The following is a 16,520-nucleotide window of genomic DNA, read 5'->3' as shown; positions in this document are numbered from 1 at the left end:
CTCAGCTCCCCCCCTCGTCGTCCCGGCGTTCGAGCGGGGACGGGATGCGCGCGGACTCCCGGCCGTAGAAGACAAAGCGGACGAGGCGTTCGAGCGTCCCCTCCAGCAGGTCGTCCTCGGCGTCGGGGATCAGCGCGTGGACGATGAAGTGCTGTCGGCTCACGTCGACGGTCAGCGTCCCCGGCGTCAGCGTGATGGAGTTCGCGAGCGTCGTGACGGGCATGTCGCCCCACACCGCGGCGTCGAACTCGACGGTTCGCGGCTCGATGGGGAGGCTGGGATGGAGGACCACGTACGCCAGCGCGACGTTCGCCTTCGTGATCTCCCAGAGCAGGATCGGCGTGTAGGCGGCCATCCGGAGGACGGTGGCGCCGATGTACCGGAGTCGCGGCACCTCGCTTTTCATCGTCACGCGGGCGAGCGTGAGCGTCACGACCCCCGCCGTCGCGACGCCCGTGACCAGTTCGTAGGCGTCGGTGACGTGCCAGCCACCGAGCGCCAGATAGAACAGCAGCGACGCGGCGAAGACGAGGAGGAACTCGGGCAGGCCGATTTCGGTGAAGGGGAGGCGGCGACGGGTCTGACGAGTGACCGGCGCCTCGAACACGTCGAACCCCCGTTCGGCGAGCTCTTCCTCGAAGGAGCGCAGCAGGGGAACGCTCCCGCCGGGACGGAACGAGGGGTCGACGACGACGCGACCGACCTCGTTCGCGTCGGCGTAGCGGGCGATCACCGCGGCGAAGTCGCCGGGGCTGAAGACGTACTCGTCCGTGCCGACGGTCGCCGTCTCGAAGGCGACGGTCGCAATCTGGTCCTCGCCGATCAGCCCGTCGAGGTCCTCCTCGGCCCAGGCGACGACCCGGTCGAGCAGCGACGACGCGGAGGCGACGTTCTCCCGATCCGTCTCGTAGATGCGCCAGCGGGCGGGGAAGACGAAGTGGATCGTCGTCCGCTCGCCGGCGTCCACGGCCGCCTCGTGGGCGCGTTCGACCGCGTACGTCACTGTCCGCCGAAGCGTCTCCGAGTCGCCGACCGGGACGAGCACGTCTCGCTCGTGGTCAGCCGCCATCCGGTGGTCGACCTCCGGCGACCCGAGCGGTGGCTCCCCCGTTCATCCTTGTCATCGTGTAGGCTTCGGTTCCGCTTTCATAACTATTGCTATACGGTGAGCCAGCGGGGGGCGTCCGGGGCCGCGACCGGGTCCGCCGCTCAATCGAGGCGGTCGGCGAGGTCCTCGGCGATCCGACCCCCGAGGCCGAGTTTCGACCCCTCGTAGCGGTCGACGGCGTCCGCGTCGACGAGCAGGGCCCGGGTGTCCGCCTCGCGCATCACCGAGGCGTCGTTCGCGACGACGAAAGCGAGGCCGACGCGGTCCCGGAGCGCCCGCGCCCGCTCGACCATCGCGTCGTCGTCGCCGCTCGTCTCCGCCTTGAACCCGACCATCGTGAGGTCGGGGTGGTCCGCCCGGACCGTGTCCAGCAGCTTCGGCGTCGGCTCGAGTTCGAGGGTGATCGGCTCGCCGGAGCGGATCTTCTCCGGCGCGCGCTCGACGGTGAAATCGGAGACGGCGGCGGCCGAGACGAGGGCGTCCGCGCCGTCGACGGCCGACCTCACGGCGTCGAGCATCTCGGCCGCGCTCTCGACCCGCCGAACGTCGGCGTAGTGGACGTCGGGGCCGTCGTGGACGAGCGTCACGGACGCGCCGCGGACGTGACAGGCGCGGGCGACCGCCCGCCCGGTGCGACCCGAGGCGCGGTTCGAGAGCGTCCGGATGGGGTCGACCGACTCCGTGGTGGCGCCGCTGGTGACGACGACCTGTCTGCCGGCCAGCGGATCCGGCGTCGTCGCCCGCGCGAGGGCGGTGACGACGGCGTCCTCGCTCGCGATCTTGGCCTTCCCCTCCTCGATCCGCGGGTCGACGAAGTCGACGCCCCACGACTCGACGCGCTCGATGGCGTCCAGTACGCCGGGGTGGTCGTACATGGGTTCGTGCATCGCGGGCGCGACGACGACGGGCACGCCGGCGCCGAGGGCCGTCGTCGCACAGGTCGTCACGGGCGTGTCGTCGACGGCCGCGGCCACCTTGCCGACGGTGTTCGCGGTGGCGGGAGCGATCAGCAGGACGTCCGCCCACCCCTCGCGCCCGCAGAGGTCGACGTGTTCCACCGCGCCCGTGAGTTCCGTCACCGGGGGGTGGTCCGTGGCGAACTCCAGCGCCCAGGGGTGGACGATCCCGCGGGCGGCGTCGGTCATCACGGCGCGTACGGACGCCCCGTGGCGCCGGAGTTCGTGAGCGAGTTCGACCGTCTTCACCGCCGCGATGCTCCCCGTCACTCCGAGCGCGACGTGTGTCCCCTCGAGCATTCGTCCGGCCGTTCGCGGCGAGGGCTCTTAAGCGTCGGTTCGACGACGGCGCGCGTCGTCGTCACCGAAACCGGCTTTCGGGTGGGCGGTGTACGGGGAGCCGTGACCCGGGAATCCGAACTCATGCTGTACGTCCTGCTCGGCCTCCCCGCCGCAGTCGTCGGCTTCTTCCTCCTCATGATGGGTCCGGTCGGCTGGTTCGTCGCCGGCTTCCTCGGCATCGCCGTCATCGGCGCGGCGGCGATGCTCGGCGAGTCGGACGACCGGGACGGCCCCGACCGGACGAACTGCCCCCAGTGCGGATCGCGGACGGCGGCCGGCGAGGCCTGCGAGTACTGCGGCGAACCGCTCTAGGCCGCGGAACGCTTACCTCGCCGCGGTCCGACGGGTCCACGTGGACCGCATCCACGTCAGCACGGTCGTCCGCCTGCCGGCCGCGGAGGTGTACGACTTCCTCGTCGACTTCCCGCGGTACGCCCGGTACTCCGAGTACCTGACCGACGTGCGCGCCGAGGGCGACGGGTCGCCGGGCACCCGGTATCACCTCCGGTTCGCGTGGTGGAAGCTCTCGTACACCGCCCACACGACGGTGACCGAGGCCGACCCGCCGGAGCGACTGGACTGGCGGGTGACCGAGGACGTCGACGCCCGGGGGCGGTGGCGGGTCGAACCGCTCGACGCCGTGCCCGCGACGCTGCCGGACGCGACGGGGCCGGCCTGTCGCGTCCACCTGGAGGTCGAGTTCGACCCCGACTCCGTGGGTGGGGACGCCCTCGACCTGCCGCGGTTCGTCTCCCTCGACTGGGTGGTCGAGAAGGTGAAACCGGTCCTGGTCGAGGAGGCCGAACGGGTCGTCGAGCGCATCGTCGCGGACCTCGAAGGGCGACGCCGGGAGGTCGAACTCGTCGTTCACGAGGAGCCGAGCGGCGTGGGCTGAGCCCGCGAAGCGAAATCGTGAAACCGCGGGCGCGACGATTCGGGCGCATGCACACCGGGAGCGGTCGAGCGTGCGCATAATCATCGTCGGCGCCGGACAGGTCGGATCGAGCATCGCCGCCGACCTCGCCGGGTCGCACGACATCGTCGTCGTGGACCGGGACGGCGACCGGGTCGAGGAACTGACGTACTCGCTCGACGTGCTGACAGTGCAGGGCGACGGCACCTCGCTCTCGACGCTGGAGGAGGCCGGCATCGACGAGGCCGACATGGTCATCGCCAGCACCGACGACGACGAGACGAACATCGTCATCTGCGGGACGGCCCGTGCGGTGAGCGACGCCTTCACCGTCGCCCGCGTGAAGAACACCGAGTATCTGCGGACGTGGGAGCGCTCCGAGCGCGCCTTCGGCATCGACTTCGTCGTCTGTACGAACCTGCTCGCGGCGGAGTCCATCGTCCGAGTGGTCGGCATCCCGGCCGCCCGCGACGTCGACTCCTTCGCGGACGGGCGCGTCCAGATGGCGGAGTTCGAGATCCCACCGGGGAGCCCGGTGACCGACCAGTCCGTCGCCGAGGCCGACCGCTTCGACGACCTCACCTTCGCCGCCATCCTCCGGAACGGGGAGGTGGAACTCGCCCGCGGCGACTCGTTGCTCAAGACGCACGACCGGGTGGTCGTGATCGGCAACCCCGAGGCAGTCCGGGAGTTCGCGACGACCATCGCTCCGGAGGAGCGCCCCGGACGGGCCGAGGAGGTGGTCGTCGTCGGCGGCAGCGAGATCGGCTACCAGGTCGCCCGCCTGCTGGGCGACCGGGGGTTCACGCCGCGACTGATCGAACGGGACCCCGAGCGCGCCCGACGCCTCGCCGAGGAACTCCCGAACGCGGTGGTGATGGAGAGCGACGCGACGGACATGGACTTCCTGGAGCGCGAACACGTCGGCGACGCCGACTTCGTCGTCGCGGCGCTCGACTCCGACGAGAAGAACCTGCTGGTGTCGCTTCTGGCCCGACGGCTCGGCGTCGACCGGACGGTGGCCGTCATCGACGCGTCGGAGTACGTCGAACTGTTCGAGACGGTCGGCGTCGACGTGGGCGTCAACCCGCGGGAGGTGGTCGCCGAGGAGATCACGCGTTTCACCCGCGACGGCGGCGCCGAGAACGTCGCCATCATCGAGAGCGACCGGGCCGAGGTGCTCGAAGTCGAGGTGGGCGAGGAGAGCGTCCTCGCGGGGCGGCCGATCCACGAGTCGGTGGCCGACCTGCCGGACGGGGTCGTCATCGGCGCCATCACCCGCGAGGAGTCCCTCATCACGCCGCGCGGGGACACGGTGATCCAGCCCGGCGACCACGTCGTCGTCTTCCTCGACGCCTGCGTCGCCGACGAGGTGACGCCGGCGCTGTGACGATGTCAGCAGTTTCAAGCCCCCTCCGCCGGACAGCGACGTACGAACCTTGCCCCTCCGTGTCGACTACCGGGCGAGTCTGAGCCTCGTCGGGAGCGTCCTCAAGTACCTGTCGGTGCCGCTGGCGATCCCGCTGGTCGTGGGGCTCGCCTACGGCGAGTCGGTCGCGCCGTTTCTCGTCACCATGCTGGTGACCGTCGCGGTCGGTTGGGGGCTCGAACGCCTGCGCCCCGATCCCGACATCGGCGCCCGCGAGGGGTTCCTGATGGTCGCGGCGACGTGGCTGGCGGTGTCGGTCGTCGGCGCCGTGCCGTACCTGGTCGAGGCCCACGGACTGCCCCCCGTGGTCCCCGCGGCCGCCCCGGCGTCGACGCTCGCGAACCCCGCGAACGCCCTGTTCGAGAGCATGAGCGGCTTCACGACCACCGGCGCGACCGTCCTCGGACGGATCTCGCTGGACGCCCACGGCCACGGGATCATGCTGTGGCGACAGCTCACCCAGTGGCTCGGCGGCATGGGCATCGTCGTCCTCGCGGTGGCCATCCTCCCGGAGCTCTCGGTCGGTGGGGCGCAGTTGATGGACGCGGAGGCGCCGGGGCCGGGCATCGAGAAGCTGACGCCCCGCATCGCGGAGACGGCGCGGGCGCTCTGGGGGGCGTACCTCGGATTCACCGTCCTCGAAGCGATCCTGCTCTACGCCCTCCACCTCGGCGGGATGGCGGACGCGATGACCGCGTACAACGCCGTCTCGCACGCACTGACGACGATGCCGACCGGTGGTTTCTCGCCCGCGGCCCGGAGCATCGAGGCCTTCTCCGCGGCGGTCCAGTGGCTCGTCATCCCCTTCATGATCGCCGCGGGGACCAACTTCGCGCTGTTCTGGCACGCGCTCACCGGCGATCCGAAGCGCCTCCCCGGCGACACGGAGTTCCGGTTCTACGTGGGCGTCGTCGCGGTCCTGACGGGGCTCGTCGCCGCCCTGCTGTTCGTCGGCGAGGGGCTGGTCGAGTTCGTCGGCACGGGCGCCTCGTTCGACTCCGCGTACCTCGCCGGCGTCCGCGCGACGCTGATCGGCGAGGTCGAACCGGCGCTCAGACACGCGACCTTCCAGGTCGTCTCCATCGTGACCACCACCGGCTACGCCAGTATCGACTTCAACACGTGGAGCGGGCCGGCGCAGTACCTGCTCCTCTTTGCCATGTTCGTCGGCGGCTCCGCCGGATCGACCGGCGGCGGGATCAAGATCGTCCGGTGGTACGTGATCCTGAAGTCGCTTCGCCGGGAGCTGTTCACCACGGCCCACCCCGACGCCGTTCGGCCGGTTCGCCTCGGCGGCCGGACGGTCGACGAGCGGGCGATCCGTGGCATCTACGGGTTCACGCTCCTCTATCTCGTGATCTTCTTCGTCGCGACGATCCTGGTCTTCCTCGACGCCAGTCGAACCGGCCTCTCGCTGTCGGTGCTGGAGGCGATGAGCGCCGTGGCCGCCACCCTCGGCAACGTCGGTCCGGGGTTCGGCCTCGTCGGCCCGATGGGGAGTTACCTCGACTTCTCGGCGGCGTCGAAGCTGTTCATGATCGCGCTGATGTGGCTCGGCCGGCTGGAGATCCTCCCCGTGCTGGTGCTGCTGACGCCCGAATACTGGCAGCAGTGACGCCCTCGACTGGTGGACACCACCTCGACGTGGTCACCGGGAGTTCCGAGGGAGCCCGAACCGAGGGCACGAACGACCCCGGCCGCGTCGCCCCGGAGGACCGATCCGGGCGTCGGCGGCGACGGCGAGCGACACTCAATATCCGGAAATAATATCCGATAGTTGGCCTGCCGTCGTCCGATTTTGAAGTATCAGTACTGAGAATTCAGGCCGTAACGTTATGTGAATCGAGGGTCGGGTTCCGGGTGGGCATTCCGATCCGACACCGACCCGCCCTTTCGCGGTCGGTGCTGGACACGACGCGGCTCCGGGGGGAACGCGTCGCCCGTCGGATCGGGTGCCCTATCGCGTGTGACTCTGCGTTCGCTACGGGTCGAGGCCGTAGAGCGCCGACCGGACGAACACGAGGACGGGGATGATCTCCAGTCGGCCGATCCACATGTTGAGGACGAAGGCGCCTTTCGCGAGTGGCGACATCGTGGGGCCGGTGATGCCCGTCGAGAGGCCGACGTTCCCCTGCGCGCTCGCCACCTCGAAGAGGGCGTCGGCGTAGGTGAACTCCGGTCCGGCGAGGTTCACGAGGAGGAGGCTGCTCGCGGCCAGGAGGATGAGCCAGAGCAGGGAGACGATGGCCGCCTCGCTGAACTCGCGTTCCATGGTCTCGCGATCCAACAGGCGGCCGTCGATGCGGGCGTTGACGACGGCGTTGGCGGGCAGGAAGACGCGCGAGAACTGCCACTCGATGCCGCGGACGATGGTGTACCCCCGGACGATTTTCAGGCCTCCGACGGTCGACCCGGCGGCGCCCCCGAGGGTCATCGCGCCGGCCAACAGGAGTTTCCCGCCCGCCGCCCACTCCCGGATCGGCGCGGACTGGAACCCCGTACACGTGAGGGCGCTGACGAACTGGAACGTCGAGTCCCGGACGGCGTCGGTGCCGGCCGCCGAGAGGCCGAGGAACGGGAGGCCGGCGTCGCTCGCGCTGCCCGAGAACGCCCCGGCGGGCAGGGTGAGGAGGTTCTGTGCCGACAGTGCGAGCGCACCGACCAGCAGGAGGACGAACAGCCACCGGGTCTGGAGGTCGGTCAGGAGCCGCCTCGGGTTGCGGTTCGCGAGGACGCCGTAGTGAACCGGGAAGGCGATGGCACCGAGGGTCATCACCGGCAGCAACACCGTCTCGATGAGCGGCGAGCCGTAGGTGGCGACCGAGTTGTCGGTGACGCTGAACCCGCCCGTCGAAAGCGCCGTCATGGCGTGATTGAGGGCCTGCCAGCCGGCCTGTCGGAGCGGGAGAGTCGAGCCGTACTCGCTGGCGCGGATGGCGAGAAAGAGCACGACGACCGAGAGCAGGGTGTAGAGGAGGAAGATCTTCCAGACCGTTCGCACCGTCGAGACGACGCTCGGGTGGATGCGCTCCTCCCGGGTTTCGCTGCGATAGAGGGCGTAGCTTCCGCTCCCTGGCCGCGAGAGGATGGAGACGGTCAGGACGATGACGCCCACGCCGCCGACGTACTGGATGAGCGACCGCCACCACTGGATCGCCCGCGGCAACGAGGGCTCGTGGGGGGCCATCGTCAGTCCGCTACCGGTCCACCCGCTCATGCTCTCGAAGAGGGCGTGGAGAGGGTTGCGGAACACTCCGAGGCTGGAGGCGGCGTAGTCGGCGCCCGCGGGGACGAACCCCGCGGCGACGGCCGGCGGAGTCAGGTGGGCGGTGAGGAGGAACGGGAGAGCGCCGAAGGTCGCCGTCGCGAACCACCCCGCCGCCGCCACGACCATCCCGTGTTTCATTCGGGGCTCCGGGGCCTCGGCGAACCGCCGTCGGGTCCCGAGGCCGACGGCGGCGGTCAGCGCGGCCGCGAGCAGGAACGCGGCCGCCGCGTACGGTTCGCGGGCGAGGACCGCCACGGTCACCGAGAGCGCCATGAGGCCGCCCTGCATGGCGAGCAGCGACCCCACGTCCCGGGCGATGGTCGCGAGGTCGGCCGGGACGCCGGCGACCGTTCGACGGCGGGGCATCAGTCCGACTCGCCCTCGCCGCCGAACGCCTCGGTGACGGCCCCGGTCGCCCCGTCGGCGGCGTAGACGGTGACTCGGTCGCCCGCGTGGATCGTCGTCGACCCCCGCGGGACGACGGGTCCGTCCGACCCCTCGCGTTCGATGGCGACGACGAACGCGTCCTCGGCGAGGATGCCCGAGTCGACCGCCTCGGCGATGGTGGTGCCGACGATTGGTGCGTCGTCCGTCACGTCGATTTCGACCACCTCCGCCCGCTCGCCGACGCGCATGTAATCGACGATGGAGGGGCGCTCCACGGCCCGGTAGAGGTACTCGGCGATGAGGCGCTGGGGGTTCTGCATCGTGTTGACGCCGATCCGCTCGAAGAGGCTCATGTGATCCGGGTCGTGGACGACGGAGACGACGTTCGGCACCTCGAGTTCCTGGCTGAGCAGACAGACCATGACGTTGACGGCGTCGCGATCCGTCGTCGAGATGAGTGCGTCGGCCCGGTCGGCGCCGGCGTCTTCGAGCGTCTCCTTCACCGTCGCGTCGTCGTTGATGACCAGACAGTCGTAGGCTGCGGCACGTTCGGCCCGCTCCTCGTCACGTTCGACGACGACCACCTCGTTGCCCCCCTTCGTCGCGACTTCGATCAGTGGGGTTCCGATGTCGCCCGCGCCGACGATGACGATGTACATTCGTGGAGGGCTGCGAGGGGTGACGCCGAAAAAGTACCGTCCGCGGTCAGTTCTCGACGGCGCTCGCGGCCCGGATGATGTCCCGCTCGCCGAACGTCGGTCCGATCAACTGCAGGCCGACGGGGAGGCCGTCGGCCCGGCCGGCGGGGACGGAGATGGCGGGGAGGTTCGCGAGGTTGACGGGCACCGTGTTGGCGTCGGCGAGGTACATCTGGAGCGGGTCGTCGAGGCTCTCGCCGAGTTCGAAGGGGAGGACGGGCATCGTCGGCGACGCCAGCACGTCGGCCTCGGCGAGCGCCTCGTCGAAGTCCCGCTTCAGCCACGCGCGGGCGTCCTGGGCCTTCGCGTAGTACTTGTCGTGGTAGCCGGCGGAGAGGGCGTACGTGCCGAGCAGGATCCGCCGTTTCACCTCGTCGCCGAACCCCTCCTCGCGGACCCGGGCGAACGACTCGTTCCAGTTGCCCTCGACGTCGGCGTCGGGGCCGTAGCGCACCCCGTCGAACCGCGCGAGGTTCGAGGACGCCTCGGACATGGCGATGACGTAGTAGGCCTGGACGGCGCGTTCGACCGACGGGAGGCTCACCTCGTGGGTCTCCGCACCCCGTGCCTCTAGGTCGTCGAGCGCGGCGCGGAACTGCTCGACGACGCGGTCGTCGGCGCCCTCGATCAGTTCGGTCGGGACGCCGATCGAGAGCCCCTCGACGTCGCCGTCGGCGGCGCTCGCGTAGTCGGCGTCGGCCCCCTCCTCGCGGGTCGTCGCGTCGCGCTCGTCGGGGCCAGCGATGACCTCGAGGAGTTCGGCGGCCGCCTCGACGGTGGGCGCCAGCGGCCCGATCTGTTCCAGCGAGTTGGCGTAGGCGACGAGGCCGTACCGCGAGACCAGCCCGTAGGTGGGCTTGATGCCGACGACGCCACAGAAGGCGGCGGGACAGCGGATGGAGCCGCCGGTGTCGCTGCCGAGGGCGACGTCCGCCTCGCCGGCGGCGACGGCCGCGGCGCTGCCGCCGGAGGACCCGCCGGGCACCCGGGACTCGTCGACCGGGTTCTTCGTCGGGCCGAACGCCGACGTCTCGGTGGTCGTCCCCATTCCGAACTCGTCCATGTTGGTCTTGCCGACGACCGTCGTACCGGCCGCCTTCAAGCGCTCGACCACCGTCGCGTCGTACGGCGGGACGTACTCCGCGAGCATCTCGGAGCCACAGGTAGTCCGGACGCCCTCCGTCGAGATGTTGTCCTTGACGGCGACGGTGCGCCCCGAGAGCGGGCCGTCGTCCGCGCCCTCGATGGTCGTCTCCGTGATGAACGCGTCGACGCTCATGAGACGTTCGGCCCCTTGAAGTAGCCGTCCTCCGTCTCCGGGGCGTTCTGCAGCGCCTCCTCCTGGGAGAGCCCCTCGCGCACCTCGTCGGCGCGCATGACGTTCACCAGGTCGGCCTCGGCGTCCACCTCGGGCACGTCGTCCAGCGCGTCGAAGTAGGAGAGGATGTCGGCGAACTGCACGGCGAAGCGGTCCACCTCGTCCTCGTCCAAGTCGATCCGGGCCAGATCCGCCACGTGACGGACCTCCTCGGGATCGACGGGCGTCTCGCTCATGTGTGTGGGGACTTCCGGCCCGGCACTAAGGGTTTCGGTCCACCCGCCCCGGATCCGCTGCCGACCGGCGACGGCCAGTAGCGTTTATGTGTCCCCGGCGAGCATCCAGTCCCCATGGCAGACGGTACCTTCGACGGCTACGGCGGCCGTCACGTCCCCGACGCGCTGGAAGAGCCCCTCGAACACCTCGCGAACGCGTACGACGAGGTGGCGGGCACCGAGGCGTTCCAGTCGGACCTGCGCGACCTGCTGGAGACGTTCGCCGGGCGTCCGACGCCGCTGTACCACGCCCGCAACCTCAGCGAGCGGTACGGCGCCGACATCTACCTGAAGCGGGAGGACCTCCTCCACGGCGGCGCCCACAAGATCAACAACACGCTCGGGCAGGCGCTCCTCGCGAAGCGAGCGGGCAAGGAGCGACTGATCGCCGAGACCGGCGCGGGACAGCACGGCACGGCGACGGCGATGGCCGGCGCCCTCCTCGACCTCGACACCGAGATCTACATGGGGACGAAGGACGTCGAGCGTCAGAAGATGAACGTCTTCCGGATGCGGCTGATGGGGGCGACGGTCAACGAGGTGACCCGCGGCGGGGCGGGCCTCGCCGACGCCGTCGACGCCGCCCTGGAGGACATGGCCGCGAACATCGAGGACACCCACTACCTCGTCGGGAGCGTCGTCGGTCCCGACCCGTTCCCGCGCATGGTGCGTGACTTCCAGTCGGTCATCGGCGAGGAGGCGCGCCAGCAGGCCCTCGACCGGATCGGCTCCCTGCCCGACGCGGCGGTCGCCTGCGTCGGCGGCGGGTCGAACGCCATCGGCCTCTTTCACGCCTTCCGCGACGACGACGTCGCCTTCTACGGCGCCGAAGGGGGCGGCGAGGGCGAGGGGTCCGGCCGCCACGCCGCCCCGCTCGCCGACGGCGAGGACGAGGTGATCCACGGGATGAAGACCCGGGTGATCGACGAGGACACCGAGGTTCACTCCGTCTCCGCGGGGCTGGACTATCCGGGCGTCGGCCCCGAACACGCCATGTTCCGGGCCGTCGGTCGCGCCGAGTACACCGCCGTCACCGACGACGAGGCGCTCGCGGCCTTCCGCGAACTCTCGGAGACGGAGGGGATCATCCCGGCGCTCGAATCGAGCCACGGCGTGGCGCTCGCCATCGAGTTGGCCGAGGCGGGCGACCACGACAGCATCCTCGTGAACCTCTCGGGGCGCGGGGACAAGGACATGGAGACGGCGGCGGCGCACTTCGACCTGTAGGGCTCACTTCCCGACAGCCGACCAGACGCGCTCGGCGGTCAGCGGCATGTCGATGGTGCCGACGTCGAGTGGGTCGAGGGCGTCGTGGACGGCGTTGACGACGGCCGGCGGGGCGGCGATGGCGCCCGCCTCGCCGACGCCTTTCACCCCCAGCGGGTTGTGCGGACACGGCGTCACCGTCGAGTCCCACTCGATCTCCGGCACGTCAGCCGCCTTCGGCATCGCGTAATCCTGCAGGGACCCGGTCAACAGGTTGCCGTTGTCGTCGTAGACGGCCTCCTCCTGAAGCGCCTGGCCGACGCCCTGGGCGACGCCGCCGTGGATCTGTCCCTCGACGATCTTGGGGTTGATCTGCTCGCCAACGTCGTCGACGGCGACGTACCGCTCGATGTCGATTTCGCCGGTCGATGGCTCCACTTCCACGACGGCGACGTGGGTGCCGAACGGGAAGGTGTAGTTCGAGGGGTCGAAAAACGTCGTCTCGTCGAGTCCCGGTTCCATCCCCTCGGGGAGGGCGTCGACGCCCTCGTAGGCGACGCTCGCGACCTCCCGAAAGCTCATCGACCGCTCCGGTGCGCCGGCGACGAAGAAGTCGCCGTCCTCGAACCTGAGGTCCGCGTCGGCGACTTCGAGGCGGTGGCTCGCTATCCGGCGGGCCTTCTCGACCACCTTCTCGGCGCTTCGCTTGATCGCGCTTCCCCCGACGGCCATCGCGCGACTCCCACCGGTGCCGTTGCCCTCGTCGATGTCTGCCGTGTCGCCTTCGCGCACCGCCACGTCGGCGGCCGGGACGCCCAGTTCGTGCGCGACGATCTGAGCGTAGCCGGTGTGGTGGCCCGTCCCGATTTCGGCGGTCCCGGTTTTGACGATCACCCGGCCGGAGGGTTTGACGTGGACCGCACCGTTCTCGTACATCCCGGGGGCGTTACCACAGGCCTCGACGTAACACGACAGGCCGATGCCGAGATACCGACCCTCCTCGCGGGCCGCGGCCTGTCGCTCCCGGACGTCCTCGTAGCCGACGGTCTCCAGGGCGCGCGTGAGCGTCGCGTCGTAGTCCCCGGAGTCGTAGGTGCGCCCCAGGCCGGTCTCGAAGGGGAAGGCGTCGACGGGGATGAAGTTCCGACGGCGGATGGCCACGGGGTCCAAGTCGAGTCTCCGCGCCGCCTCGTGGACGAGTCGCTCGATGAAGTAGGTTGCCTCCGGGCGGCCGGCGCCGCGGTAGGCCGAGAGCGGCGCCGTGTTGGTGAACACGCCCGTCGTGTGGACGTAGGCGCCAGGCACGTCGTACTGCCCGTTGGCCATCAGCCCGAGGTTGGTCGGGACGCCGGAGCCGGCGGGGACGAGGAAGCCGCCGACCGGAGCCGTCGTCTCGGCGCGGAACCCCCGCAGTCGGCCGTCGTCATCGACCCCCGCCTCGGCGTGGACGAGGTGGTTACGGGCGTGGATCATCGACAGGAAGTCCTCGGTGCGGGGCGCGACCCACTTCACCGGCCGCTCGACGTGCATGGCACACCACCCGGCGAGCAGGTAGCCGGTGTACGGGAAGAGTTTGGCGCCGAAGCCGCCGCCCACGTCCGGGGCGCGAACCCGGATGCGGTGGTCGGGGACGCCGAGGGTGGACGAGAGGTCGCCCTGCATCCCGTGGGGTTTCTGCGTCGAGAGCGCGACGTCGAGGGCGTCGTCGGACGGTCGGTACCGCGCCACCGCGGCTCGCGGTTCCATCGCGGTCGGGATCACTCGGTTGATTTCGAGGTCCAGTTCGACCACGTTGTCCGCGGCGTCGAGCGCCGCGTCGGCGGCCGCCTCGTCGCCCGTCTCCCACGTGAACGCGACGTTCCCCGGCGCGTCGTCGTGGACCGTCGGCGCGTCCTCGGCCGTCGCCTCTCGGGGATCGACCACCGCGTCGTGGCGGTCGTAGGTCACGTCGATGCCGTCGAGCGCGTCGTGGGCGCGGTAGCGGTCCTCGGCGACGACGGCGGCGACCGGCTGCCCCTGATACACGACCCGGCCGTCGGCCAGCAGGGGCTGGTCCGGCGACGTCGCGCCCGTCTCGGCGTCCGACTCGGTCGAGCCACCTTCGGGGTCGTCGGTTCGGACGTACCCCGGCGCGTCCGAGGCGTCGATGTCCGACCACGTGAGGACGGCGAGGACGCCGTCCATCGCCGCCGCCTCGCTCGTGTCGACGGACTCGACGGTGGCGTTTCCGTACTGGCTCCCGAGCAAGGCGAGGTGTGTCTCGTCGGGATACCCGAGGTCGTCGGTGTACTCCGCGTCGCCGGTGAGGAGGTGTGGGTCCTCCCGACGCTGCACCGCGGAGCCGAGCAGCTCGGCCGGGTCCACGTCGTCGGCGTCGACCGTTTCGAAGGCCATCGGTCAGTTCACTCTCCCGCCCGTCGGATACTCCGAAAGACTGTGGCGCATCGATTCCGCTCTCCCGTTGGAGAAACGCAACCAAAAACGATTCGTCGCGTCCGTCACGTGCGCCGACGGTTCGCGAATTCGTAACTTCGAGACGTTACATCCTCCCCGCTCGACGCACTGGTACGGTGGCGGTGCCGACGGAGCGTCGAACGGTCCGTTCCGGCCCGAACGCCCCGGGTCGCCGGCGCACCGTCCACCGCCACCGCCGATCACGTGCTGTGGAAAGACAACTTCTATGCAGTTTGTTTAGGTCTGCCTAAAACGGGCGTAGCGGACGTAAGTCCACGGATTTCGCTCACACAATTAGTAAGTAGTTTCAGTTACTCGCTTCTCGGCACGAACGCGTTCCGATTTGCCGACCCTTGAGACGACGAACGCCGACTCAGTGGGATGATGAGCCTCAAATTCGATTCTTTCGCCATCCACGCTCGACGAAACCGATGTCGACTAGGCGTGTCGAGAGAATCGAGAATGTAAAGGCAAATGTTTATCCGACTGTCTCCGAAACTATCGGCCCGATGGTACACTCCATCCCTCTTGACACGGCGACAGAATTGATCGATGCGGCCGAAGAGCGAGCCGAAGAGATCGACAACCCGATGGTTATCACGGTGGCGAACTCCGAGGGGAACCTCATCGCACAGCACCGGATGGACGACGCCTGGCTGGCCTCGGTCTCCATCTCGCGGAACAAAGCGTACACGTCGGCCGCGCTCGATATGCCGACCCACGAACTCGCCGAACCCTCCGAACCCGGCAACTCCCTGTACGGACTCCAGTCGACCGACGAGGGTCGTATGGTCATCTTCGGCGGGGGGTATCCGCTGTTCGACGAGGAGGGGGACGTGGTCGGCGCGTTCGGCGTCTCCGGCGGTGCGGTCGAACAGGACATGGACGTCGCGCAGGCGGGCGTCGAGGAGTGGGAAGCGATCCGGGACGGCGGGCAACGGTCCGAGGTGAGTCACTGATGTCAATGAACGCCGTGGTCTACAAGGGACCACACGAAGTCGCAGTCGAAGAGGTCGACGAACCGGAGATCGAACACCCCAACGACGTCGTCATCGACATCACGACGACGTGTATCTGCGGGTCCGACCTCCACATGTACGAGGGGCGGACGGCCGCGGAGCCGGGTATCGTCTTCGGGCACGAGAACATGGGCATCGTCAGCGAGGTCGGCGAGGCCGTGTCGAGCCTCGAGGTCGGCGACCGGGTGGTCGCCCCCTTCAACGTCGCCTGCGGGCACTGTGAGAACTGCGAGAAGGGGTACACCGGCTTCTGTACGAACGTCAACCCCGGCTTCGCCGGCGGCGCGTACGGCTACGTCGCCATGGGGCCGTACAAGGGCGGGCAGGCCGAGAAGCTCCGCATCCCCTACGCCGACTTCAACGCGCTGAAACTGCCCGAGGGCGACGAACACGAGGACTCGTTCGCGCTCCTCGCGGACATCTTCCCGACGGGCTGGCACGGCACCGAACTCGCCAACCTCGAGGCCGGCGACTCGGTGGCCGTCTACGGCGCCGGTCCGGTCGGCCTGATGGCCGCCTACAGCGCGAAGCTCAAGGGCGCGTCCGACATCTACGTCGTCGACCGCGTGCCGAGCCGCCTCGATCTCGCCGCGGAGCACTGCGACGCGACGCCGATCAACTTCGAGGAGGGCGACCCGGTCGAGCAGATCAAGGACCTCCACGGCGGCGGCGTCGACAAGGGCGTCGACGCGGTCGGCTACCAGGCCGTCGACCCCGAGAAGGAGGCCGACTCCGCGTACGACCCGGCCCGCGAGAATCCGGCGGTCGTCATCAACAACCTGATCAGAACGGTCAAGCCGACGGGCGAGCTCGGCATCCCCGGGCTCTACGTCCCGGAGGACCCCGGCGCGCCCGACGACATGGCCGCACAGGGCCGTCTCGGCATCGACTTCGGTCTCCTCTTCGAGAAGGGACAGGCGCTCGGCACCGGCCAGTGTAACGTCAAGTCCTACAACCGCGAACTCCGCGATATGATCGTCTCGGGCCGTGCCGACCCCAGTTGGGTCGTCTCGCACCGCGTCGACCTCGAAGAAGCGCCGGAGATGTACGAGGCCTTCGACAACCGCGAGGAGGGCGTGACGAAGGTCCTGCTGGAGCCGTAGGGCGACGGCGCTCCGATTTTTTCGACGACAGAGCTAACACGACG

General features: G+C 69.6%; 14 protein-coding genes. 7 read left to right on the top strand and 7 right to left on the bottom strand.

Annotated elements, in window-relative coordinates; all coding sequences use genetic code 11:
- Position 1: 1 nt before the first annotated feature.
- Both NBT67_RS04105 and coaBC read right to left on the bottom strand, forming a co-directional pair.
- Positions 2-1,069, bottom strand: coding sequence for a monovalent cation/H+ antiporter subunit E (locus NBT67_RS04105; RefSeq protein ID WP_251343537.1), 1,068 nt, complete (start codon positions 1,067-1,069; stop codon positions 2-4).
- Positions 1,070-1,209: 140 nt separating this feature from the next.
- Positions 1,210-2,364: a bifunctional phosphopantothenoylcysteine decarboxylase/phosphopantothenate--cysteine ligase CoaBC gene (gene coaBC, locus NBT67_RS04100; RefSeq protein ID WP_251343536.1), complete on the bottom strand. Its 1,155-nt coding sequence runs from the start codon at positions 2,362-2,364 to the stop codon at positions 1,210-1,212.
- A 102-nt stretch (positions 2,365-2,466) separates the two neighbouring features.
- Here coaBC and NBT67_RS04095 point away from each other — a divergent pair, with 102 nt between their 5' ends.
- From NBT67_RS04095 to NBT67_RS04080, 4 genes are all read left to right on the top strand, one after another.
- On the top strand, positions 2,467-2,718 hold the full coding sequence (locus NBT67_RS04095) for a hypothetical protein (RefSeq protein WP_251343535.1): 252 nt from the start codon (positions 2,467-2,469) through the stop codon (positions 2,716-2,718).
- A 40-nt stretch (positions 2,719-2,758) separates the two neighbouring features.
- A complete protein-coding gene (locus tag NBT67_RS04090) occupies positions 2,759-3,301 on the top strand; it encodes a type II toxin-antitoxin system RatA family toxin (RefSeq protein ID WP_251343534.1) in 543 nt (180 codons plus the stop codon).
- Between the two features lie 70 nt (positions 3,302-3,371).
- Complete coding sequence (gene trkA / locus NBT67_RS04085; RefSeq protein ID WP_251343533.1) at positions 3,372-4,709, top strand: Trk system potassium transporter TrkA; 1,338 nt, start codon at positions 3,372-3,374, stop codon at positions 4,707-4,709.
- Positions 4,710-4,758: 49 nt separating this feature from the next.
- Entirely contained in the window at positions 4,759-6,363 is a 1,605-nt protein-coding gene (locus tag NBT67_RS04080) for a TrkH family potassium uptake protein (RefSeq protein ID WP_251343532.1), read from the top strand.
- A gap of 366 nt (positions 6,364-6,729) precedes the next feature.
- On the opposite strand, the gene NBT67_RS04075 is transcribed toward NBT67_RS04080, so the two are convergent.
- The 4 genes from NBT67_RS04075 to gatC are packed head-to-tail and all read right to left on the bottom strand — an operon-like array spanning position 6,730 to position 10,655.
- Complete coding sequence (locus NBT67_RS04075) at positions 6,730-8,382, bottom strand: TrkH family potassium uptake protein (protein WP_251343531.1); 1,653 nt, start codon at positions 8,380-8,382, stop codon at positions 6,730-6,732.
- A complete protein-coding gene (locus NBT67_RS04070) occupies positions 8,382-9,062 on the bottom strand; it encodes a potassium channel family protein (protein WP_251343530.1) in 681 nt (226 codons plus the stop codon). The genes NBT67_RS04075 and NBT67_RS04070 overlap by 1 nt, the downstream gene beginning before the upstream one ends.
- A 46-nt stretch (positions 9,063-9,108) precedes the next feature.
- Positions 9,109-10,380 (bottom strand): Asp-tRNA(Asn)/Glu-tRNA(Gln) amidotransferase subunit GatA, encoded by a 1,272-nt coding sequence (gene gatA, locus NBT67_RS04065; protein WP_251343529.1) that lies wholly within the window; start codon positions 10,378-10,380, stop codon positions 9,109-9,111.
- Complete coding sequence (gene gatC / locus NBT67_RS04060) at positions 10,377-10,655, bottom strand: Asp-tRNA(Asn)/Glu-tRNA(Gln) amidotransferase subunit GatC (RefSeq protein ID WP_251343528.1); 279 nt, start codon at positions 10,653-10,655, stop codon at positions 10,377-10,379. Before gatC ends, gatA begins: the two co-directional genes overlap by 4 nt.
- Positions 10,656-10,769: 114 nt before the next feature.
- Between gatC and trpB the strand changes: the two genes are divergently transcribed.
- Positions 10,770-11,921, top strand: a complete 1,152-nt coding sequence (gene trpB, locus NBT67_RS04055; RefSeq protein WP_251343527.1) for a tryptophan synthase subunit beta — start codon at positions 10,770-10,772, stop codon at positions 11,919-11,921.
- Between the two features lie 3 nt (positions 11,922-11,924).
- Here trpB and NBT67_RS04050 read toward each other — a convergent pair whose 3' ends face one another.
- A complete protein-coding gene (locus NBT67_RS04050) occupies positions 11,925-14,294 on the bottom strand; it encodes a xanthine dehydrogenase family protein molybdopterin-binding subunit (RefSeq protein WP_251343526.1) in 2,370 nt (789 codons plus the stop codon).
- 569 nt (positions 14,295-14,863) lie between these two features.
- Here NBT67_RS04050 and NBT67_RS04045 point away from each other — a divergent pair.
- Positions 14,864-15,313 (top strand): GlcG/HbpS family heme-binding protein, encoded by a 450-nt coding sequence (locus tag NBT67_RS04045; protein ID WP_251343525.1) that lies wholly within the window; start codon positions 14,864-14,866, stop codon positions 15,311-15,313.
- A 5-nt stretch (positions 15,314-15,318) separates the two neighbouring features.
- Positions 15,319-16,476 (top strand): glutathione-independent formaldehyde dehydrogenase, encoded by a 1,158-nt coding sequence (locus NBT67_RS04040; RefSeq protein WP_251344335.1) that lies wholly within the window; start codon positions 15,319-15,321, stop codon positions 16,474-16,476.
- Positions 16,477-16,520 lie beyond the last annotated feature (44 nt).

It is taken from the genome of Haloplanus sp. GDY1 (genome assembly GCF_023703775.1).
GTDB classification, from domain to species: domain Archaea; phylum Halobacteriota; class Halobacteria; order Halobacteriales; family Haloferacaceae; genus Haloplanus; species Haloplanus halophilus.
Note: the sequence above shows the minus strand (reverse complement) of the source record. Positions and strands in the feature narration are given on the sequence as shown.